The following is a 22,342-nucleotide window of genomic DNA, read 5'->3' as shown; positions in this document are numbered from 1 at the left end:
CTCTAAAATTACTTCTTTTTTCGTCAAGAAATATCAAAACGAGCTTATATTTAGTATCAAATATTATAATAAAAAGAGATCAGGTTTAGGATGTGATTGATTCTAAAAACAAAAAAATGCGATTGAATTTCAATCGCATTTTTTTTATTTTCAAGTGCTCGTTTTACTGCAAATTCAACATTTATCTTTTCAGTTCTTCTTCAATCACTTTTTTCATCGCTGAGAATTCCTCGTGATTAAATAGACGAGTCAGAAAAATAATTTCCCCTTCACGGTTCAGAATGACATTACGTGTAATCCCACTATTCTTCATTGCATATTGCTCAAATATTTTCCCACCATCGTCTAATGCTATTGGGTAAGTAATACCTGTTGCATCAATTAATTTTTGAGCTTTTTCCATTGGCTCATCACGATCAAGTCCAAAAAGAGCAAAATCATTGTTTTTATTGATTTGCCAAATTTCTTTCTCGATAAATGGCATTTCTTTGCGACATACACCACACCAACTAGCTGTAAACTGTAACATCACAACTTTTCCTTTTAGGTCAGATAGTTTAATTTTCTGCCCATCCATTAAGCTCATTTCAAAATCGGGAGCCATATCTCCTACATTTACAATATAGCCTCTATCCTTAACGTCTTGAGCCATTCCACTTATTACGATTCCCATAAGCAATATAAATACTAATACTAGTTTACGCATGATTTCTTATTCTTTCAATTAATTGGTCGGTTTAATACGGCATGCAAAATAGTAAGATTATATGTGAGACAATACTTCAAAGGCAATTTTAACAAGAACTTAAGATTTTGATTGATGACAGAAATAAGCCGTTGGTAGGCATAAAAAAAGAGAGAAGTAAAATACTTCTCTCTTTTCAGTCGGGGTGGCAGGATTCGAACCTGCGACCTCCTCGTCCCAAACGAGGCGCGATGACCGGGCTACGCTACACCCCGAAAATTAAAGTGAAAAGGTTAAACTTTTCACTTTGCATCTTTTCAGTTAAGAAAAGAAAGCGGAGAGAGGGGGATTCGAACCCCCGGTACCGTTACACAGTACGTCAGTTTAGCAAACTGGTGGATTAAGCCACTCTCCCACCTCTCCTGATTGCGGAAGCAAAAGTAGGCAAAAATTTGATTTGTGCAAATTTTATTTTCACACAAGTCACAATATGTCTCCGTTTGGAATTATAGTAAATTATGAATCAATGAGATTGGTCCTTCAAAAAAAAATGTTTTTTTTTCAAAAAAAAAAGCTGGACATGCTCAAAGAACACGCCCAGCCTTATTTCTATCATTATATTTTATTATTTTTTCTTGTCCTTTGGTGAAGGTTTAGCAATATTTTCACGCATTGAAGTATCAGCTTCGATATTTTTCATGCGATAATAGTCCATTACACCAAGGTGACCACTACGGAAAGCTTCAGCCATAGCCAATGGTACTTCAGCTTCGGCTTCGATAACCTTGGCACGCATTGCCTGTGCAAGAGCTTTATTCTCTTGTTCTGTTGCAACAGCCATAGCTCGTCGCTCCTCTGCCCTAGCCTGAGCAATTTTTAAGTCCGCTTCTGCTTGATCGGTTTGTAAAACGGCACCAATATTCTTTCCTATATCAATATCTGCAATATCAATTGATAAAATTTCAAAGGCAGTTCCTGCATCCAGTCCTTTTTCAAGTACTACACGAGAAATAAAATCAGGATTTTCAAGAACAGTCTTGTGCGATGCTGATGAACCAATAGAAGATACGATACCTTCACCCACACGTGCTAAAACAGTTTCCTCGCCTGCTCCACCAACCAACTGACGTATATTAGCACGAAGAGTTACTCTTGCCTTAGCGATTAACTGGATACCATCTTTCGACACAGCAGTTACTGGAGGCGTGTTAATCACCTTAGGGATTACGCTCATCTGAACAGCTTCATAAACATCACGTCCAGCAAGATCAATAGCAGTAGCCATCCTAAAAGGTAGTTCGATGTTAGCTTTTGAAGCTGAAACTAAAGCATGAGTTACTTGCTCAACATGGCCACCCGCCAAGTGGTGAGCTTCAAGGTCATCTCTTGTAATATGCAATCCAGCCTTATGAGCCTCAATCATCGAACGAACGATAACATTGGGTGGCACACGACGCCAACGCATGAATACGAGTTGAATTAATGAAATTCGCACTCCTGAAAGCAGGGCGGAAAACCAGAGTCCAACTGGAATAAAAATAAAAAGGATGTAGATACCTACTCCTATCGCTACGATTAAAAATATTAATGCTCCAATTTCCATTTAATTTATTTTAAAGGTTTTACAACAATAACTTTATCTACTATTTTAATTACCTCAACTGGTGTCTTTTCATCAATATATACACCTGTTGATTTGGCTTCTATAATATGATTTTTGATTCTAACTTGTCCCATTGGTGCAAGTCGAGACAAACAGATTCCCTCATCGCCTATAGAAACCATATTCTCTTCTAGTTTCTCTACTTTTGAATCTATTTCTGTTTTCAACATAATCCGATCCCAAGTTCCCGACTTTAAAGCTAACCATAGAGCCAGTAAACTGAAGACAACAGATCCAAAAACTGTTAGATGTCCTATTGAACTACCAAAATTCTGATAAGACAAATAAATACCCCCAAGCATCATAACAACACCTGCTATACCCGCAACAGTTATTCCTGGAAGAACAAAAAACTCAAGTAGTATTAGAACAACTCCAACAATTAATAGGAGGATTATAATAAAAATTGTCATTTTAATATGCTATTTTATTGATTTCGATACTTACAATCAGTTCTTTGTCCTCCAATTGTTTTCTCATGAATGATAAATCTGTTTTAACTCCAACTTTAATCTCACTTTTACCCTTGTAATGGGTAATGTATGCGCATTGTTCAGCCTGATCAGAAGTATGTTCACAAACTTCTATCAAAGCCTCAACCACATAGTCGAAACTGTGTTTATTATCATTGTGTAAAAGAAGTACGTATTCTGAATTCATCGTCTCTTTATTTTACCAAACGTATGGCATCTTGTATTGAAATTCTCTTACCACCTGTATAGGCCACAGTAAAAATATCTTTAAATCCTTCCTCATAAAGCTTTTTCTTCAATGTACCTGCATCAGTAATTGAATCAAAATGCCCAATTGTGCAAACTGTTTTACCATTGCCTTGTTTTGCTACCGAAGTTCCAAAAGCTTTATATTTATTCATTAATGAACTAACTTTTTCTGGTACACCATTGGCAAATACACCTATTTGAACTCGAAAATTAATATCACCAACTAAATCTTCTTCAGTAAGTGGTTCCTTCTCAACCTTCACTTCACTCTTAGTTTTGGAGATAGGTTTATCGGTCACTTCTGTTTTCTTAATACTCGCCTGTAAGGATACACGTTTCTGACCACTGTATGCTACAGTAAAGGCATCAGTATATCCCTCATCCTGCAATTTATTTTTTAAACTAGCCACCTCAGAAAGTGACTTAAAGCGTCCGATAGTACAAACAATTTTCCCATCTGATCTCTTCTCATAAAATGATCCGAAAGCCTGATATCTCTCCATGGTCGTATTCAATTTCTCAGGAATTTCACCGGCAAAAACACCAATTTGAACACGATAAGTGACTTCGCCCGAGAAATCACTAGCTAATTGAAGTGAAGTACTCCCTTTTGGGCTAGCAGAAACAGTATCAGTTACAGCAATGGCGTCTTGTAGATTAGTTCTAATTCCATTTTTATAGACAACCACAAAGGCAGCAGGAAAGACTGTTTTTATTTGTTTCTTAAAACTATTGGCCTTGGCATAAGTTCTATATGAACCCGTTAGATATCGGAATGATTTTCCTCCATCAACAATTTCCTCCTTGATAAAACCCATACCTTTATAAAAGTCATTCGTTGGTCTCTTATCAAAAACGGCTACTTGATAGCAATATTCATATTCGTAATCTAAATAACCACCCTCGTCAACTTGAGGATTCAATTCTATTTCAGTGTCATCTTCAACAGCTTGTTTTTGAACTTCCTTTGCTATAACTGCATCTTTCTCCTTAGCTTTTAAGGTTTCCTTATTTTGAATCGCTTTTGATCTCCCTTTGTATTCAGAAGTAGTTGCTTCTTGTGTGGCAGCTAAAATAAGTACAGGTGCTTTCCCTGCTGTTTGTTCCAAAACCAAAGAATGTTTTGCTTTCTGAGCTGCATTACTCTTCAACTCAGAAGATCTTTGCTGTAAATCGAGAACTCTACGTTTAAACAGATCTTTATCTACCCCAGAATAAACACTTTGCTTAGTATATAAGAGACTAACCTCTCGAGATAAACTATCGCTATTAAATTGATCATTTTTGGCTAATACAAACAATTCTTTAGCTTGTTCAGAATTAAATTCAGACAATTTGTGATAAACTTTCTTTTTGCTAATTCTAAAATTGAAGAAAGGAAAGTTATTATAATTGTATTTTTTAGTGTAGCGTATTCCTGTGGAATCTTTCTCTTGGGAATGACGTCGAATAAGAGAATTAGATTGTGTTAACGTATCTAAAGCTAAAATATCTCCATCGCTTATAGAAGTCTCATATTGTTTGATTTTCACAATCTCAAATTCATTCCCAATATTGCGAGAATAAGTAGAATACGAAAAAAACATCGTTAGAATCAATAAACAAATACAAGCTCGATTCATAGCATTAATTTAATTACATTATAATCAACATACTACCCTCCAAACCTAAACCCAGAGAGCTTTAATTACCATCATGTAAGGTAACAATAATTTTGAAAAGAAAAATAAATATGCTTATAAGGATAAGGCACTTATATTTTTTCAGATCCAGAGAAAACCAAGATATAAAATGAACTCAATTTATTTTACACATCACTAAAATAGCAATTTCTATTTCTTTAAAAACTCATCTAAACTAAAAACAAAACTCGCTGCCAGATTTATGTTTCATCACACAAAACCAACAGCGAGCTTTCAATATTCAATCTTAATGATTTCTATTTCTTCTCATCTTTCAACCACTTATCTAACCAATTAAAATAAGTACGTTGCCATAGAATTCCATTCTGAACACCTAACACCCAATGATTCTCCTCAGGCAAGTGCAATAATTGAGCAGGAATACCTCTCAAACGAGCTGCATTAAAGGCTTGCATGCCTTGTGATTCAACAATACGGAAATCTTTTCCACCGTGAATAACCAGGATTGGTGTATCCCAATTCTGAACAAATTTATGTGGAGAATTCGCATATGAACGCTGAGCAATCTTATTATTTTTCTCCCAGAAAGCACCGCCTAAATCCCAATTCACAAACCACATTTCTTCAGTTTCTAAATATTGAGCTTCAAGATTAAACATACCATCGTGGGCGATAAAAGCTTTGAATCGCTTATTATGATGACCAGCTAACCAGAAAGTAGAAAAGCCACCATAAGATGCTCCCACACAACCTAAACGAGTTTCATCAACAAAACTTTCTTTCTTAACATCATCAATTGCACTTAAATAATCCTTCATATTCTGGCCACCATAGTCACCTGAAATCTGCTCTAGCCATTCTTGTCCGAAACCAGGTAAACCTCTACGGTTAGGCGCTACAATAATATAATCATTAGCAGCCATCATCTGGAAATTCCAACGGTAACTCCAGAACTGTGAAACAGTTCCCTGTGGTCCACCTTGACAATAGAGTAAAGTTGGATATTTTTTGTTTGCATCGAAATTTGGTGGGTAAATCATCCAAACCAACATTTGCTTATTGTCAGTCGTTTTAACCCAACGCTTTTCAACTTTACCCATTTTCAATTGATCAAGAATTTTCTTGTTCTCGAATGAGATCTCAGTTGCTTTACCATCCTTAGGATTAACTTTATAAATTTCAGCCGGCTTCGACATAGAAACACGAGTTGCTAGCAATTCGTTTCCTACTACAAATACAGACTGGTAATTATGAACACCTTCGGTCAATTTTTCAATTTCACCATCATTTAAGTTTATATTATAAATCTCATCAGTTGCATGCCAGTCCGAAATAAAGAAAAGAGATGCCCCATCCTTAGCCCAAGCTAAATGGCCTACATTCTGATCGAAATCTTCAGTGTAATATTTTTTTTCGCCTGATGCAACATCCATTACAAACAAACGATTCTTGTCTGCTTCGTAACCATCACGCTCCATACTTTCCCAAGCCATTTTTGATCCATCAGGAGAAAATACAGGATTCATATCGTATCCCATCATTCCTTTAGTCATATTGGTGGTCGTCTGCTTTACGATATCGTAAAAGTAAATATCAGAATTTGTTGACTTCGCATACTCAACACCCATTTTCTTACGAGAAACATAAGCAAGAGTTTTTGAATCCGGAGTCCAAACAACCTGCTCGTTTCCACCAAAAGGTTTAACTGGTGCTGACCATCTTTCACCTGGCATGATATCCTTACCTTCAGTAATCTTAGTACCTTCTTTATAATCGGCTAAGAAAATATGTGTATAAGTATCAACCCAATTGTCCCAATGACGGTAGTTCATATCATTAATTACACGAGCATTTGCCTTTGGTAAATCAGAATACAAATCCTCAACTGATTTCTCCAAACGAACTTCTTTCATGTAATAAATCTTGCTCATATCCGGAGCGTACTGGAAACTACCAATACCACCTTCAACATCAGAAACCTGAGTAGGATTGCTACCATCAGGATTCATTTCCCACATTTGCATGCTTCCACTTGCAGCCGTCATATAAGCAATTTTCTTACCATCAGGACGCCAAGCTTCACCATACTCATTTTTGTTTGTATTAGTCAAACGAACCGGTGTACCACCATCAACAGAAAGTGTATATAAATCACGATAAGAACGGTTTTCTGCTTTATGGAAATAGCTTACACCATACAAAACACTTGTTTCATCTGGTGAGATGGTCACCCCGCCCAGTCGCCCAAAAGACCAAAGAACTTCGGGTGTCATAATATTCGAAGCAAGTTTAGTATCAGGCGTTCGATAAGATTCTTTATCAGCTTCGCTTTGTTTGTCGGTAGTTGCAGCATCTTGACAAGATGACACACCGGCGATCAATGCTAAACCAAGTAATAAGTGTTTATTTTTCATTATCAGCATTATTTATTAGTGAGTTTTAATTGTCCCGTAAAATTAAAACAAAAAATAGGATTAACTTAAATTGTCTCACTATTTTAGAACTCATACCAGAGCTTTTATAACACAAAAGGTCCTCATATCATGAGAACCTTTTGTAAAATGCATTTCATCCAGCCTAAACTCTCAGAAAAATATGATTTGAATTAGTTTTCCTTAGGAGCATTAATTGCTTCAACAATTTTAAGCTCTAACTCTTCTGCCAATTCCGGATTATCAGAAATCAATCGCTTAACCGCCTCACGCCCCTGCCCTAATTTTGTTTCACCATAAGAGAACCAAGATCCGCTTTTCTTAATAACATTATAATCAACACCAAGGTCGACAATCTCACCTGTTTTCGAAATACCTTGACCATACATGATATCGAATTCAGCCTTACGAAACGGAGGAGCAACCTTATTTTTAACAACCTTAACACGAGTACGGTTACCTTGAATTTCATCACCATCTTTAATCTGACCAATACGACGAATATCCAAACGAACCGAAGCGTAGAACTTAAGAGCATTACCACCTGTTGTTGTCTCAGGATTCCCGAACATAACACCAATCTTTTCACGCAACTGGTTAATGAACATACAAGTTGTCTTCGTTTTGCTAATATTAGCTGTAAGCTTACGCAAAGCTTGTGACATCAAACGAGCCTGAAGTCCCATTTTAGATTCACCCATCTCACCTTCAATCTCCGCCTTAGGAGTCAAAGCTGCAACAGAGTCAATAACAACCAAATCAATAGCTGAAGAACGAATCAACTGATCTGCAATCTCAAGTGCTTGCTCGCCATTGTCTGGCTGTGAGATTAATAAATTCTCAATATCAACACCTAAATTTTCTGCATAGAAACGATCAAAAGCATGCTCAGCATCGATAAAAGCAGCAATACCACCAGCTTTCTGAACTTCTGCCATAGCATGAATTGCCAGTGTTGTTTTACCTGATGACTCAGGTCCATAAATCTCGACAATACGCCCTTGAGGAAAACCACCTATTCCCAAAGCCATATTCAATGAAAGTGAACCTGATGAAATAGCTGGCAAATCAACTACAGCCTCATCACCCATTCTCATGATAGCACCTTTACCGTAGGTTTTATCAATTTTATCCATGGTTAACTGAAGTGCTTTCAGCTTTTCTTTATTAATCTCTGCAATATCTTTAGTTGCCATATCTATATGTATTATTAATTTTTTATAAACTTTATAAAACCAGTATGATTTTCTTTAAAATTGAATTCCCAATTCTGTTAAAATTTGATTGGTATGATCTTTTGTTTTAACCTTCTTAAAAACTTTTTCAATCACCCCATTTCCTGAAATAACAAATGTTGATCGCAAAACGCCATCATAAACTTTACCATAGAGTTTTTTCTCTCCCCAAGCACCATAAGCTTCTAGCATTTCCTTTTCAGTATCAGCAATCAGATTAAAAGCCAAGTCATATTTGGCAATAAATTTCTGATGCTTTCCAGCTTCATCAGGACTCACTCCTACAACCTCGAAACCATGCTTTGTTAGTTCATCGTAATTTTCATTCAAATTACACGATTCCGCAGTACATCCGGGGGTATTATCTTTAGGGTAAAAGTATAGGATCAATCTTTTTCCCTTAAAATCAGATAATTTCAAAACCTTACCATCTTGATTTACACCAGAGAACACTGGAGCTTTATCACCTTCTTTTAGTTCTACCATTTTGAAAAATTGAATTACAAATATACCATTAAAAATAGATTAGCCTTTAAAATTTGAGCACAAGAAATCTAAAAAAATAACACATCTCAATCGTCTAATCTAGCTCGCTTTTGACATCCTAAGAACAAAAGCTGCATGAAGATATAGAAAATCATTAGTTTTCATCAAATAATCATCAACATATATCACACTAAACTTCTTGTTTTCAGATAAAAGAAATGTTGAAAAACAGAAAAGTTATTTCTAATTTGCAATCGATGTAATACTAAATCTTTTGCTACATTTACGCACGCAAATTAAGGTGAATCTTTTTTACACAAACACTAAAATTTTTACAAGAATATGGCAACCGAAAAGTTTGTTTCCCGTCACATTGGACCTCGCAACGGCGATATCAAAACAATGTTGGAAACTGTTGGCGCATCCTCGTTAGATGCCCTAATTGAAGAAACAATCCCTTCTGATATTCGTTTAACTAAAGCTTTGGATCTACCAGAAGCTTTAACTGAGAATGAATATCTAGCGAAAATAAAAGGTATTGCTGCTAAAAATAAATTATTCAGAACATTTATTGGTCAAGGCTATTATGACACAATCACTCCTCCGGTGATTCTTCGCAACGTATTGGAAAATCCGGGGTGGTATACACCTTATACACCATACCAAGCTGAAGTTTCTCAAGGGAGATTGGAAGCTCTTTTGAACTTTCAAACTGTCGTATTGGATCTAACCAAGATGGATTTAGCAAACAGTTCACTTCTTGATGAAGCAACTGCTGTAGGTGAAACCATGTATATGATGCATAGTTTACGTTCAAGAGCAAAGAAAAAGGCGAATGCCAATATTCTTTTTGTTGACGAAAACATTTTTGCTCAAACACTAGATGTGCTTGTTACTCGTTCTAAACCTCTAGGTATTGAACTTGTTGTTGGTGATTACAAAACTTTCGAATTTACTGACACAGTATTCGGATCTATCATCCAATATCCGGCTGCTAATGGTAGCGTTGAAGATTACACTGAATTCGTAGAAAAAGCGCACGGAACTGATGCATTAGTTGCTGTTGCTGCCGATCTTATGAGTTTAGCATTACTTACTGCTCCAGGTGAGTGGGGAGCTGATATCGTTGTAGGTTCTTCTCAGCGTTTTGGTGTTCCTATGGGATATGGTGGTCCTCACGCAGCTTTCATGGCTTGTCGTGAAGCTTACAAACGTACCATTCCCGGACGTATCATTGGTGTAACCAAAGATGCACAGGGCAACCCAGCACTTCGCTTAGCTCTTCAAACACGAGAGCAGCATATCAAACGTGAAAAAGCAACATCAAATATCTGTACAGCTCAAGCTCTTTTAGCTACGATGGCTGGCTTTTACGCGACTTATCACGGACAAAAAGGAATCAAGCGTATTGCTACACATATTCACTCAGCAGCTGGTTTCCTTTCTGAAGGATTAAAAGCATTAGGTTACACTCAAAATATCGAGAACTATTTCGATACGCTTGAGATTGTATTACCTGCTGGAGTTTCAATGGAAGCGATTCGTGCGGCAGCTCTTGAAAAAGAGATGAACTTCCGTTACATCAACGATACAACTGTTGGTATTTCTACTGATGAAAAAATTAGCGATTTAGAATTAAATACAATCCTAAATATTTTTGCAAAAGCAGCTAACAAAGCTGAAGTTGCTGAAACAGCAATGGAAGACAAGCTATATTTCGATGAGAAATTAGCTCGTACAAGCGAATACCTTATATTAGATGTATTCAACCGCTACCATTCTGAAACAGCAATGATGCGTTACATCAAAAACCTTGAGAAAAAAGATATCGGACTAAACACTTCGATGATCTCCCTAGGTTCTTGTACCATGAAATTGAATGCTGCTGCTGAAATGCTACCACTCAGTTGGCCTGAATTCGGTGGACTTCACCCATTCATTCCAATTAATCAAGCTGAAGGATATACGCAAATCATTACTGAACTTGAGAAATGGTTATCTGTAATTACAGGTTTTTCTGGATGTACATTACAGCCAAACTCTGGTGCTGCTGGTGAATACACGGGTTTATTAGTAATTCGTGAATACCATATTTCTCGTGGCGAAGGTCATAGAAATGTTGTATTGATCCCTGCTTCGGCTCACGGTACCAACCCAGCTACAGTAACAATGGCTGGTATGAAAGTAGTCGTTGTTAAGTGTGATGAAAAAGGTAATGTTGATTTCGAAGACTTAAAAGCTAAGGCTGAGAAACACAAGGATAATCTATGTGCTTACATGATTACCTACCCTTCTACACATGGTGTATTCGAAACTGGTATCAAAGAAATGATGAACTTGATTCACGAAAATGGTGGACAGGTTTATATGGATGGTGCTAATATGAATGCTCAGGTTGGATTAACAAACCCAGGTGCTATTGGCGCTGACGTTTGTCACTTGAACCTACATAAAACATTTGCTATTCCTCACGGTGGTGGTGGTCCTGGAGTTGGTCCTATTGGTGTTGCTGAACACTTGGTTCAATTCTTACCTTCGCACAAAGTGATTGAAACTGGAGGTAAGAATGCAATTACTGCTGTAGCTGCTGCTCCTTTCGGATCGGCTAGTGTATTGCCTATTACTTACGGTTATATCGCTATGTTGGGTACTTCTGGTTTAGAAGAAGTAACTAAGATGGCTATCTTAAATGCTAACTACCTTGCTTCTTCATTCGAAAAACTTGGTTTTAAGATTCTTTACAAAGGAGATAAAGGTCGTGTTGGTCACGAAATGATTTTCGACTGTAGAGAATTTAATAAAACAGTTGGTATTACTGATGGTGATATCGCGAAGCGTTTAATGGACTACGGTTTCCACGCGCCTACTCTTTCTTTCCCAGTTCACGGAACACTTATGGTAGAGCCTACTGAAAGTGAGCCATTAGAAGAACTTGATCGTTTCGTTGAAGCATTGGCTCGAATCAATGGCGAAATGAAGGAAATTGAAGATGGTATTGCTGATGCTCAAGACAACGTTCTTAAACACGCTCCACATACTCACATGGTATTAACTGCTGATGAGTGGAACCATTCATACTCTCGTAAGAAAGCGGCTTATCCATTGAAATGGGTTGCTGACAATAAGTTCTGGCCATCAGTATCTCGTGTTGATGATGCTCATGGAGATAGAAACTTAATGTGTAGTTGTGCGCCTCTTGAAAACTATATTGATGAGCATGTTGAAGTAGAATAATTTCTATTACAAAACAATTCATATAATTAAGAAGCCTCGAATCTATGTTTCGAGGCTTCTATTTTTATTATCATCGAACTTAATCATCCTCTTTATTGAGATCTTTAAGTTTCTCAAAGAAAACAACAAAGCAAGCTTATTGATTTATAAAAATAAATCCTTACTTTTGCCAAATTAATAGTTCAAACAAAACCAATTTAATTTTAAGTACTATGTATTTATCAGCAGAAAAAAAGCAAGAGCTTTTCGAAACATACGGAAAGTCTAATAAAGACACTGGGGCTGCAGAATCTCAGATCGCTTTATTTTCTTACCGTATCGCTCACTTAACAGAGCACCTAAAGAAAAATAGAAAAGATTACAGTACCCAACGTGCGCTGCAATTACTAGTAGGTAAAAGAAGAAGCCTATTAGATTACTTAAAAGCAAAAGATATTGAAAGATACCGTGCTATTATTTTGGCATTAAAAATGCGTAAGTAATATCTAAAATATTAGCAATCCTGAGCAATCGGGATTGCTTTTTTTATTTAAGAACGGCAACATCTAGCCTTATCCGAATATAAGTTTGAATAAAACTACAAATGATGAATGTAATCGAAAAAACAATTGAATTAGGTGATGGAAGGTCCATCACAATTGAAACAGGAAAATTAGCAAAACAAGCTGATGGAGCTGTTGTAGTAAAAATGGGTAAGACCATGTTGTTAGCTACTGTAGTATCTGCCAAAAATGCAAAGCAAGATGTTGACTTTTTGCCTTTGTCAGTTGACTACAAAGAAAAATTTAGTGCACTAGGTCGTTTCCCTGGTGGATTTATGAAAAGAGAAGGTCGCCCTTCTGATTACGAAATTTTAGTTTGTCGTATTGTGGACCGTGCCCTACGTCCATTATTCCCTTCAGATTACCACGCTGATACTTTCGTATCAATTAGCTTGATTTCTGTTGATGCAAACGACATGCCTGATGCTCTTGCTGGTCTTGCAGCCTCTGCAGCTATTGCAGTATCTGACATTCCATTCCTAGAGCCTATTTCTGAGGTTCGTGTGGCTAGAGTCAATGGCGAATTCATGATCAATCCAAATCGTGAGCAATTAGCTATTTCTGATATGGAAATCATGGTTGCTGCAACCAAGGATAATATCATGATGGTTGAAGGTGAGATGGAAGAAGTTTCAGAAGCAGAGATGCTTGAAGCTATCAAAGTCGCTCACGAAGCCATTAAAATTCAGTGTCAAGTTCAAGTTGAATTGGCAGAAGCAGTTGGAAACACAAAGAAAAGAGAGTATTGTCACGAAGATAGCGACGAAGAGCTTCGTCAGTTAATCGTTGACAAAACTTATGCAAAAGTATTAGAAGTTGCAAGACTTCAAAACCCAAACAAGCACGAACGTTCAGATTCATTTGCAGCTGTAAAAGAAGAGTTTGTAGCTGAATATTCTGAAGGGAAAGACGCTTCAGAGATTAAAATGAGCCTAATCGGACGCTACTTCCACGATGTGGAAAAGGATGCTATTCGAGAAATGGTTCTTGAAGATAGAGTTCGTTTAGATGGTCGTAAGACTGACGAAATTCGTCCTATCTGGTCTGAGATTGATTACCTTCCAGGTGCTCACGGTTCTGCTGTGTTTACTCGTGGTGAAACTCAATCTTTAACTTCAGTAACATTAGGTACTAAGTTAGATGAGAAGATGGTTGATGATGTACTTTTCCGTGGGAAAGAGAAATTCACTCTTCACTATAACTTCCCTCCTTTCTCTACTGGTGATGCACGTCCTTCTCGTGGACTTTCTCGTCGTGAAGTTGGTCATGGTAACCTAGCACATCGTGCTCTTAAAAATATGCTTCCTGATGAGTGTCCTTACGCTATTCGTATCGTATCAGACATACTAGAGTCAAACGGATCGTCTTCAATGGCAACTGTTTGTGCAGGTACATTAGCACTTATGGATTCAGGTATCCAAATGAAGAAACCAGTTACTGGTATCGCAATGGGATTAATTTCTACTGAAGGTGCTGAGAAATATGCTATTCTTTCGGATATTCTAGGTGATGAAGATCACTTGGGTGATATGGACTTTAAAGTAACAGGTACCAGAGATGGTATTACTGCGACACAAATGGACATTAAAGTTGACGGATTACCTTACGAAGTTTTAGAGCAAGCATTGATGCAAGCTCGCGCAGGTCGTCTTCATATCTTAGATAAAATTTCTGAGACTATCGCTGAACCTCGCCAAGATCTTAAAGATCACGCCCCAAGAATTGTATCACTTGTTATTCCTAAGGATATGATTGGTGCTGTAATCGGACCAGGTGGTAAGATTATTCAAGAGATTCAAGAAACTTCAGGTGCGGTTATTGTTATCGAAGAAGTTGACGGAAAAGGTCACGTTGATATTTCAGCTAATAACAGAGAAGCTATTGATATTGCATTAGGTCGTATCAAAGGGATTACTGCTATTCCTGAGGTTGGAACAATTTACAAAGGAAAAGTAAAATCGATTGTTGCTTTTGGTGCTTTCGTCGAAGTTCTTCCTGGTAAAGATGGTTTACTACACATTTCTGAAATCGAGCATCGTAGACTAAACACAGTTGACGAAGTATTGAAAGAAGGAGATATTGTTGAAGTACAACTTATTGGTATCGATCCTAAGACAGGTAAACTAAAACTTTCTAGAAAAGTTTTATTACCAAAAGAAGCGAAAAACTAGAAATTAACTCTAGTCTATTATAAAAGAAAAGCCCGATTCACATCGGGCTTTTTTCATATCTAATGATCAGAGTTTGATCAATAATATTTTAATTGGTTGACTTATTCACCTTTTTCAATGATCAAGTTCTCAAGCTCTTCATTCTTGTTTTCCCAATTGGTCATTTCATCCTCTAGATTCTTTTTAGCCTCATCGTAAGCCTTAAACATTTGCTGATCTTGATTCTTAGGGTCAGTTAATAAAGCTTCAATTTCGACAATCTTCTCCTCATATTCAGCAATCATTTCTTCACTCTTACTCACATTTCTTTCCAGCTTAGAAATTTGCTTACTCATTTCTTTACGCTCCAGATAATTCTGCTTATTTTCAGATAGAACAACGTCTACTGTTTCTTCACTTGCTACTTGTTTCTTTCGATCAAGCTCGCGCATATTATCCATCTTCTTATTCTGAAGAAATGAATAAATACCGCCCAAGTGCTCTTTAACTTGCTTATTGGTAAACTCATAAACTTTAGAAGATAAACCATCAAGAAATTCTCTATCGTGAGAAACAACGATAACAGTTCCATCGAATTTCAGAAGAGCTTCTTTCAACACATCCTTCGATTTCATATCGAGATGATTGGTTGGCTCATCAAGAACAAGCAAGTTGACTGGTTCAAGCAATAAACGAATCATGGCTAAACGAGAACGTTCTCCTCCAGATAAAACTTTAACCTTCTTGTCTATATCCTCACCACCAAACATGAATGCTCCCAGAATATTTCGGATCTTAGTTCTCACATCGCCTACAGCAACATCATCAATCGTATCGAAAACCGTTTTATTCTCATCAAGCATCATAGCCTGATTTTGAGCAAAATATCCAATCTTAACATTATGCCCGAGTTTGCAAATTCCTGTGTGATCCACTTCTCCCATCAGCACTTTCACCAGAGTTGACTTTCCCTCACCGTTTTTACCGACAAAGGCTAACTTCTCACCTCGTTCAATTACAAATTCTAGATCATTTAAAACCAAGTTATCGCCGTAGGATTTACTCAATCCTTTAACCTGACAAACCAAATCGCCTGAACGAGGCGCTGGTGGAAATTTCAAACTCAATGTTGAATTATCAACCTCATCAATTTCTATACGATCAACCTTTTCTAGTTGTTTTACCCGCGATTGTACCTGAACAGACTTGGATGCTTTATATCTAAAACGCTCAATAAAATCCTCTGTATCTTTAATCATCTTTTGCTGATTAACGTAGGCTTTCATTTGTTGCTCACGTCGTTCGGCATGTAGTTGGATATACTCTGTATAAGAGACTTTATAATCGTAAATTTTCCCGACTGATATTTCTACCGTACGATTGGTAATCGCATCAAGAAAAGCCCTGTCGTGAGAAACCAGAACGACAGCTCCCGGATAAGTCTTCAAGAAATCTTCTAACCACTGAATCGATTCAATATCCAAATGATTGGTAGGCTCATCCAGTAGAAATACATTTGGACGTCGTAGAAGGATTTTCACCAATTCGATACGCATACGCCATCCACCACTAAACTCATTGGTTTGACGTGTGAAATCTTTGCGCAAAAATCCAAGTCCAAGAAGCGTACGTTCTGCTTCAGCTTGAATATTCTCTCCTCCCATCATATGAAATCGATCGTTCTTTTCAGTCAATCGATTAATCAATTTCATGTAAGCTTCCGACTCATAATCAGTTCGCTCTGCAATTTCATTATTAATCTGTCCAATTTCCTTCTCCAGCTGAATCACCTCTTCAAAAGCCGTAAGAGCTTCTTCAATCACAGTTCTACCATCTTCATGAAGCATCTGTTGAGGCAAATATCCGATCTTAATCTCATTGGGGATACTTACAGTTCCTTTCGAAGCTTCTTGCTTACCAGCAAAAATTTTCAAGAGTGTAGATTTCCCAGCACCATTCTTCCCTACCAAACCAATACGGTCAAGAGAATTAACGATAAAAGTAACGTCTTTAAAAAGTGTAAAACCACCAAACTCTACTATAAGATTATTAATTGATATCATCGAAAATGAAATGTTTATGTGTTAGGGTGGCAAAGATAATACGAAGTATGTAGATATTAGAATTCTAATGCCTTTTAATCTATGTACAAACTTAGATTGATGGAAATTATCAAACCATCACATCAACAGACCATCACATCAACAACTCATGACTATTTTACTATCTTTGCAGCCAAATCTTAAAAGAAATACAAAGTGGGACGTAACAGAAATAAAAAACCCTTACTGGAAAACATTGAAATTATAAAGTTAGCAGCCGAAGGAAAGGCCATTGCTAAGGTTGATGATAAAGTTGTGTTTGTAACCAACGTGATACCAGGCGATGTTGTGGATGTACAGGTAACAAAGAAACGTAAAAGTTTTATGGAAGGTCATCCTGTTGTATTTCACAAATATTCAGACTTACGCGTAGATGCTTTTTGTGAGCATTTTGGAATTTGCGGTGGGTGTAAGTGGCAAAATTTGCCATACGAGGAACAAATTAAATTCAAGCAACAAGAAGTTCTTGACAACTTAAGTCGAATAGGTAAAATTGAATTGCCTGAAGCAAATGCTATTTTGCCATCTGCAAAGACAGAATTCTACCGTAACAAACTAGAGTTTACATTCTCGAACAAGCGTTACCTTACTTTTGACGAGATTAACAGTGAAGATGAAATTGATCGCACACCAGCACTTGGTTTTCACGTGCCTCGCCTTTTCGACAAAATCGTTGATATCAACAAATGTCACCTACAAGCTGAGCCATCTAATGCAGTTCGTTTAGCGGTAAAAGAATATGCTTTTGCCAACGACTTAAGCTTTTTCGATATCAGAAATCAAGAAGGTTTCCTTCGTACCCTTATCATTAGAACATCTACAACAGACGATGTGATGGTTATTGTTGTTTTCTATTACGAAGATGTGGAGAAACGCGAAGGTCTTATGGCTCATTTAGCTGAGAAATTCCCTGAGATTACTTCATTGATGTACGTTATAAACGAAAAAGGTAACGATACAATTGGCGATCAGGATGTGATTCTATACAAAGGTGTGGATCATATCTTCGAACAAATGGAAGATTTAAAATTCAAAATCGGACCAAAATCATTCTACCAAACTAACTCGGAACAGGCTTACGAGCTTTATAACAAAACCCGTGAGTTTGCCAATATCCAAAAGAACGAGGTCGTTTACGACTTATATACAGGAACCGGAACCATTGCCAACTTCGTGGCTCGTCAGGCTAAAAAAGTAATTGGTATTGAATATGTACCAGAAGCAATTGAAGATGCAAAATTGAATTCTGAAATCAATGACATTAACAACACATCATTCTTTGCTGGTGATATGAAAAATGTCCTGAATGCTGAATTCATTGCTGAACATGGCCATCCTGATATGATGATTGTTGACCCACCACGCGCTGGTATGCACACCGATGTGGTTGAAACAATACTTCAGGCAGCTCCAAATCGAATTGTTTATGTGAGTTGCAATTCTGCCACACAAGCTCGCGATTTAGAGATGATGGATCACGCTTATAAAGTAACTAAAATTCAAGCTGTCGACATGTTCCCGCACACACACCATGTGGAGAATATAGTCCTGATGGAAAAACGATAATAAAGAGAAAGCCGAAACAATTAAGTTTCGGCTTTTTTATTTCTAATCCGTTAGTTACTTATTTCCTTCTTTTACCTTAGGTATGGTAAATATAAATTTCGCCCCTTTTTTCCAACTTTCGATTCAATCCAAATTTCACCACCAATCAGGGTCATAATTTTGTTAGATATAGCCAAACCGAAACCCTATTCTTCAAATTCTCGTGGTGGAAAATCATTTTCTTTCCTCATTGTACTTCAAATATAATCAAGTGTAAAACAAAATAATTATGAGCTTAAGCTATCTTCTTTTTTATAGCAAGTATAATTTGTAATATTGAACTTTTATTAAGCTTAATTTAAAACAAACACATGAATAAACTTCTCTCCATTCTTAGTTTAATCCTCATATTTAATTTGAGTAGTATGGCTAAGAAAAAAACAGATTTTCAATTAATTGATTTAAAAAATTGGTTACAATCTGAGGCTGCTACTGTTTTACTACCAGCCTTTTATAACTCTTTGAATATTGAAAATAAAAGGTTTCAATTAAAAGATTTACTTATTGAAAGTTACATCAACCTTGAAGTATTAAAACCGGAAGAAAATGATATCTTAAATTGGAATCAACTTCAACTAAAATGGACAAAAGCTAAACTTTCTAAAAAGGGATACTTAAATGCAAATGGTTCAGATAATCACCTAAACTATTACTCGACATATATCGAAGTAGAAGACTGGAGTAAAGCCAAACTAATTGTTGAGACTTTCCCAATGCTTGAAATATATCTGGATGGAAAAAAAATTGCATCGCATTATAAACAGGACGATAAAGTCGCTAAAGAACTAAGTTCTGATATAGCTTTAGAACCGGGCAAGCACTGCCTTATAATAAAATCCCTTTCTCATAATAAAAACAACACATTCAAAGTTCAATTAAAAGCTGAGGATGGATGGGTAAAGGATGATTTTAAAATTTCGACTTCAGCAGACCAATTCATTACGATCAATAAGATTCTTGATGGCAAAAAAGTAAACTCATCTGTACTTTCCGCAAATGGAGAATATGCTTTAATTTCATATTCACGTAGTTTACCTCCATCTGATAAAACAGAGAGATGGAAAATTATTCAATCGATTCATGATGGTAAAATTATTCACACTTTTCGAGGAAGTAGTCTATCACAAATAAAATGGTTACCTCTAGGCAATAAGCTTTCTTATTCAAAAAAATACAATGGAGAAACTTCTCTTTTTGTTTTTGATTTAGACAAAGGTCAAGAAATGGAAATTGCTAGCCACATCTCTGATTTTGAATCTTACCGTTGGACTCCTGATACAAAAAATATTATTTATTCACAAGCCAAAGATCATTCCAAGGAATGGAAAATAAGAAAGGTTCAGGGCATGGAAGATCGCTTACCTGGATTTAGATACCGCAGCTTCTTATACAAGCTTAATGTGAAAAGTGGAGTCAAACAAAGGTTGACGTATGGTACCCTTTCAACCCAACTGAATGACATTAGTTCTGATAGCGAACATATTATCTTTTCCCAATCGAAACCTGACTATAAAGAGTATCCGTACAGTAAGCAGAATCTTTATCAAATGAATCTTAAAACTTTTGAAATAGATTCCATTTGGAAAGATAAATTATTTGGAGGCTCTGCCCAATATTCTCCTGACAATTCGAGAATATTGGTTCAAGCTGGTCCATCTTGCTTTGGTAAACTAGGTGAGAATATTGGGAAACAGAAATTAGCCAATAACTACGATGGTCAGTTATATATCATGGATCTGAAAACAACAAAAGTTGACCCAATTTCATACAATTTCGATCCTGCAATAGTTAGTACTGTTTGGAATAAAAAAGATGGCAATATTTACTTTAAAGCTAATGATGAAGATTACGTTAGACTGTTTGAGTATGATCTTTCAAACAAGGTTTTCACAAAATTAAATATCAAGAGCGATGTTGTTAAGAGTTTTAATATCGCAACAAATGGTTCTAGTCTATCCTATATTGCCTGCAACATTTCGAGTCCATACCAAGCTTACATTTATGACTTGAATAAAAAAGAATCTACTAATCTGGTTAATCCAGAGGAAGAGAAATTCAATCATGTTAAGTTTGGAAAAACTGAAGATTGGAACTTCACTAAAAAAGATGGTAAAACAATTATAGGTCGTGTTTATTATCCTCCAAATTTCGATGCGAATAAGAAGTATCCAATGATTGTAAATTACTATGCTGGAACCGTTCCTGTAGAACGTAGTTTTGGTGGTCGTTACCCTTTAAACTTATATGCTGCAATGGGCTATGTGGTTTATTTACTACAACCAAGTGGCGCCACTGGCTTTGGTCAAGAATTTTCTGCAGAACACCAGAATAATTGGGGAATCACAACTGCTGATGAGATCATTGAAGGAACCAAGAAATTTATTGCTTCTCACTCATTTGTCGACGCTGATAAAATTGGGTGTATTGGTGCATCATATGGTGGATTCATGACCATGTTACTTCAAACAAGAACAGATATTTTTGCTGCTGCAATTTCACATGCGGGAATTAGTGACATCACCTCATATTGGGGCGAAGGCTACTGGGGTTACACATATAGTATAAACGCTTCTGGAAAATCATTCCCATGGAGTCATCGAAAATTATATGTAGATCAAAGTCCTTTATTCAACGCTGATAAAGTAACAACTCCTATGCTTCTTATTCACGGAAGTGTTGATACCAATGTCCCTTTGGGTGAAAGTATTCAAATGTACCAGGCGCTTAAACTACTAGGTAAGGAGGTTGATTTTATTCAGGTGAAAGATCAGAACCATCAGGTTTTAAATTATACGCAACGTATTTTATGGAACAATACCATTTTTGCATATTTTGCTAAGCACCTAAAAGATAAAAATCAGTGGTGGGAATCTTTATACCCTAATCAAAACATCTAAAAAATATCATTTAGAGATAGAGTTTTTAAAGCAGATGCCAGTCATCTGCTTTTTTTCATATTAGTAAGATAAAGCATATATCAACAAGACCAATATGAACATCAAAAAACTCAATTAGTATATCTGTTTCAAATCACATATCTTAGATTTATAAAATCAAAAAATCAATATATGTTAATCCTGATATCACCAGCTAAATCTCTGGATTTCGAAACTAAAAGCTCAACTCAAAACTATTCTGAAGCTACTTTTTTAAAGGAGTCTCAATCTCTTATTAAGCAACTTCGAAAGCTCTCCACCGATGAGATTGCCGATTTTATGGGTATTAGTCCAAAATTGGCCCAGCTTAACTTCGAACGTTTTGTAAACTGGCAATTACCATTCGATATAGAAAATGCGAAACAAGCTATACTTGCCTTTAAAGGTGATGTATATACGGGGCTTGATGCAGAAAGTTTAAGTGATACTGAATTGCAAACAGCTCAAAAAAAATTACGTATTCTTTCAGGGCTTTATGGTGTATTAAGACCTCTTGATTTGATTCAAGCTTATCGATTAGAAATGGGTAAGAAACTCCAAACTACAAAAGGGAATAATTTATATGAGTTTTGGGGGGATCAGATTACCAATGAAATCAATAAAACACTAAAGGAAAATAAAGATAAATATCTTATAAATCTAGCATCAAATGAATACTTCAAGTCTATAAATAAAAAGATTATTAAAGCAGAAATTATCACACCCGTTTTTAAGGATTTAAAGAATGGCCAGTATAAAGTAATCAGTTTCTTTGCAAAGAAAGCACGAGGGCTGATGACTCGCTTTATCATCCAGAATAAGATTCTAGATCCAGAATATCTAAAAGCATTTAATTCTGATGGCTACGTATTCAACCCTCATCTTTCGACAGATACGGAATTAGTCTTCACCAGAGATCAATAAAAAA

15 protein-coding genes and 2 tRNA genes are annotated in these 22,342 nt (G+C 36.4%); 6 read left to right on the top strand and 11 right to left on the bottom strand.

All coding sequences use genetic code 11. From position 1 onward, the window contains the following. Positions 1–181: 181 nt before the first annotated feature. From ABY905_RS00950 to bcp, 10 genes are all read right to left on the bottom strand, one after another. On the bottom strand, positions 182–706 hold the full coding sequence (locus ABY905_RS00950) for a TlpA family protein disulfide reductase (protein WP_372639534.1): 525 nt from the start codon (positions 704–706) through the stop codon (positions 182–184). A gap of 179 nt (positions 707–885) precedes the next feature. Beyond that, a tRNA-Pro gene (locus ABY905_RS00945) sits at positions 886–960 on the bottom strand. 60 nt (positions 961–1,020) lie between these two features. Then, positions 1,021–1,108: transfer RNA gene (locus ABY905_RS00940), tRNA-Ser, on the bottom strand. A 202-nt stretch (positions 1,109–1,310) separates the two neighbouring features. Beyond that, on the bottom strand, positions 1,311–2,288 hold the full coding sequence (gene floA, locus ABY905_RS00935; protein WP_372639533.1) for a flotillin-like protein FloA: 978 nt from the start codon (positions 2,286–2,288) through the stop codon (positions 1,311–1,313). Between the two features lie 5 nt (positions 2,289–2,293). After that, complete coding sequence (locus ABY905_RS00930; RefSeq protein WP_372639532.1) at positions 2,294–2,761, bottom strand: NfeD family protein; 468 nt, start codon at positions 2,759–2,761, stop codon at positions 2,294–2,296. 1 nt (position 2,762) lies between these two features. Then, positions 2,763–3,008: an ATP-dependent Clp protease adaptor ClpS gene (locus ABY905_RS00925; RefSeq protein WP_372639531.1), complete on the bottom strand. Its 246-nt coding sequence runs from the start codon at positions 3,006–3,008 to the stop codon at positions 2,763–2,765. Positions 3,009–3,015: 7 nt separating this feature from the next. Further along, positions 3,016–4,692, bottom strand: a complete 1,677-nt coding sequence (locus ABY905_RS00920; protein WP_372639530.1) for an SPOR domain-containing protein — start codon at positions 4,690–4,692, stop codon at positions 3,016–3,018. Between the two features lie 317 nt (positions 4,693–5,009). Next, entirely contained in the window at positions 5,010–7,127 is a 2,118-nt protein-coding gene (locus ABY905_RS00915; RefSeq protein WP_372639529.1) for a prolyl oligopeptidase family serine peptidase, read from the bottom strand. A 191-nt stretch (positions 7,128–7,318) separates the two neighbouring features. Then, positions 7,319–8,341, bottom strand: a complete 1,023-nt coding sequence (gene recA / locus ABY905_RS00910; RefSeq protein WP_372639528.1) for a recombinase RecA — start codon at positions 8,339–8,341, stop codon at positions 7,319–7,321. A gap of 54 nt (positions 8,342–8,395) precedes the next feature. Continuing rightward, entirely contained in the window at positions 8,396–8,866 is a 471-nt protein-coding gene (bcp, locus tag ABY905_RS00905) for a thioredoxin-dependent thiol peroxidase (RefSeq protein ID WP_372639527.1), read from the bottom strand. A gap of 342 nt (positions 8,867–9,208) precedes the next feature. On the opposite strand from bcp, the gene gcvP reads away from it, so the two are divergent. From gcvP to pnp, 3 genes are all read left to right on the top strand, one after another. Then, entirely contained in the window at positions 9,209–12,100 is a 2,892-nt protein-coding gene (gene gcvP / locus ABY905_RS00900) for an aminomethyl-transferring glycine dehydrogenase (RefSeq protein ID WP_372639526.1), read from the top strand. Between the two features lie 212 nt (positions 12,101–12,312). Continuing rightward, positions 12,313–12,582: a 30S ribosomal protein S15 gene (gene rpsO / locus ABY905_RS00895; protein WP_372639525.1), complete on the top strand. Its 270-nt coding sequence runs from the start codon at positions 12,313–12,315 to the stop codon at positions 12,580–12,582. A 104-nt stretch (positions 12,583–12,686) separates the two neighbouring features. Continuing rightward, on the top strand, positions 12,687–14,813 hold the full coding sequence (gene pnp / locus ABY905_RS00890) for a polyribonucleotide nucleotidyltransferase (protein ID WP_372639523.1): 2,127 nt from the start codon (positions 12,687–12,689) through the stop codon (positions 14,811–14,813). Between the two features lie 101 nt (positions 14,814–14,914). Here the strand turns inward: pnp and abc-f are convergent, their stop codons facing one another. Continuing rightward, entirely contained in the window at positions 14,915–16,855 is a 1,941-nt protein-coding gene (abc-f, locus tag ABY905_RS00885) for a ribosomal protection-like ABC-F family protein (protein ID WP_372639522.1), read from the bottom strand. A 195-nt stretch (positions 16,856–17,050) separates the two neighbouring features. Here abc-f and rlmD point away from each other — a divergent pair, with 195 nt between their 5' ends. From rlmD to yaaA, 3 genes are all read left to right on the top strand, one after another. Next, positions 17,051–18,460: a 23S rRNA (uracil(1939)-C(5))-methyltransferase RlmD gene (gene rlmD / locus ABY905_RS00880; protein ID WP_372639521.1), complete on the top strand. Its 1,410-nt coding sequence runs from the start codon at positions 17,051–17,053 to the stop codon at positions 18,458–18,460. Between the two features lie 350 nt (positions 18,461–18,810). Beyond that, entirely contained in the window at positions 18,811–21,396 is a 2,586-nt protein-coding gene (locus ABY905_RS00875) for a prolyl oligopeptidase family serine peptidase (protein WP_372639520.1), read from the top strand. A gap of 171 nt (positions 21,397–21,567) precedes the next feature. Then, complete coding sequence (gene yaaA, locus ABY905_RS00870; RefSeq protein WP_372639519.1) at positions 21,568–22,338, top strand: peroxide stress protein YaaA; 771 nt, start codon at positions 21,568–21,570, stop codon at positions 22,336–22,338. Positions 22,339–22,342 lie beyond the last annotated feature (4 nt).

Origin of the sequence: Ancylomarina sp. (assembly GCF_041555295.1) — a bacterium.
Classification (GTDB): domain Bacteria; phylum Bacteroidota; class Bacteroidia; order Bacteroidales; family Marinifilaceae; genus Ancylomarina.
Note: the sequence above shows the minus strand (reverse complement) of the source record. Positions and strands in the feature narration are given on the sequence as shown.

Excerpts from the sequence above, each read along its gene's own strand:
- ABY905_RS00950 (WP_372639534.1), bottom strand. The coding sequence starts at position 706 with ATGCGTAAACTAGTATTAGTATTTATATTGCTTATGGGAATCGTAATA.
- floA (WP_372639533.1), bottom strand. The coding sequence starts at position 2,288 with ATGGAAATTGGAGCATTAATATTTTTAATCGTAGCGATAGGAGTAGGT.
- ABY905_RS00930 (WP_372639532.1), bottom strand. The coding sequence starts at position 2,761 with ATGACAATTTTTATTATAATCCTCCTATTAATTGTTGGAGTTGTTCTA.
- ABY905_RS00925 (WP_372639531.1), bottom strand. The coding sequence starts at position 3,008 with ATGAATTCAGAATACGTACTTCTTTTACACAATGATAATAAACACAGT.
- ABY905_RS00920 (WP_372639530.1), bottom strand. The coding sequence starts at position 4,692 with ATGAATCGAGCTTGTATTTGTTTATTGATTCTAACGATGTTTTTTTCG.
- ABY905_RS00915 (WP_372639529.1), bottom strand. The coding sequence starts at position 7,127 with ATGAAAAATAAACACTTATTACTTGGTTTAGCATTGATCGCCGGTGTG.
- recA (WP_372639528.1), bottom strand. The coding sequence starts at position 8,341 with ATGGCAACTAAAGATATTGCAGAGATTAATAAAGAAAAGCTGAAAGCA.
- bcp (WP_372639527.1), bottom strand. The coding sequence starts at position 8,866 with ATGGTAGAACTAAAAGAAGGTGATAAAGCTCCAGTGTTCTCTGGTGTA.
- gcvP (WP_372639526.1), top strand. The coding sequence starts at position 9,209 with ATGGCAACCGAAAAGTTTGTTTCCCGTCACATTGGACCTCGCAACGGC.
- rpsO (WP_372639525.1), top strand. The coding sequence starts at position 12,313 with ATGTATTTATCAGCAGAAAAAAAGCAAGAGCTTTTCGAAACATACGGA.
- pnp (WP_372639523.1), top strand. The coding sequence starts at position 12,687 with ATGAATGTAATCGAAAAAACAATTGAATTAGGTGATGGAAGGTCCATC.
- abc-f (WP_372639522.1), bottom strand. The coding sequence starts at position 16,855 with ATGATATCAATTAATAATCTTATAGTAGAGTTTGGTGGTTTTACACTT.
- ABY905_RS00875 (WP_372639520.1), top strand. The coding sequence starts at position 18,811 with ATGAATAAACTTCTCTCCATTCTTAGTTTAATCCTCATATTTAATTTG.
- yaaA (WP_372639519.1), top strand. The coding sequence starts at position 21,568 with ATGTTAATCCTGATATCACCAGCTAAATCTCTGGATTTCGAAACTAAA.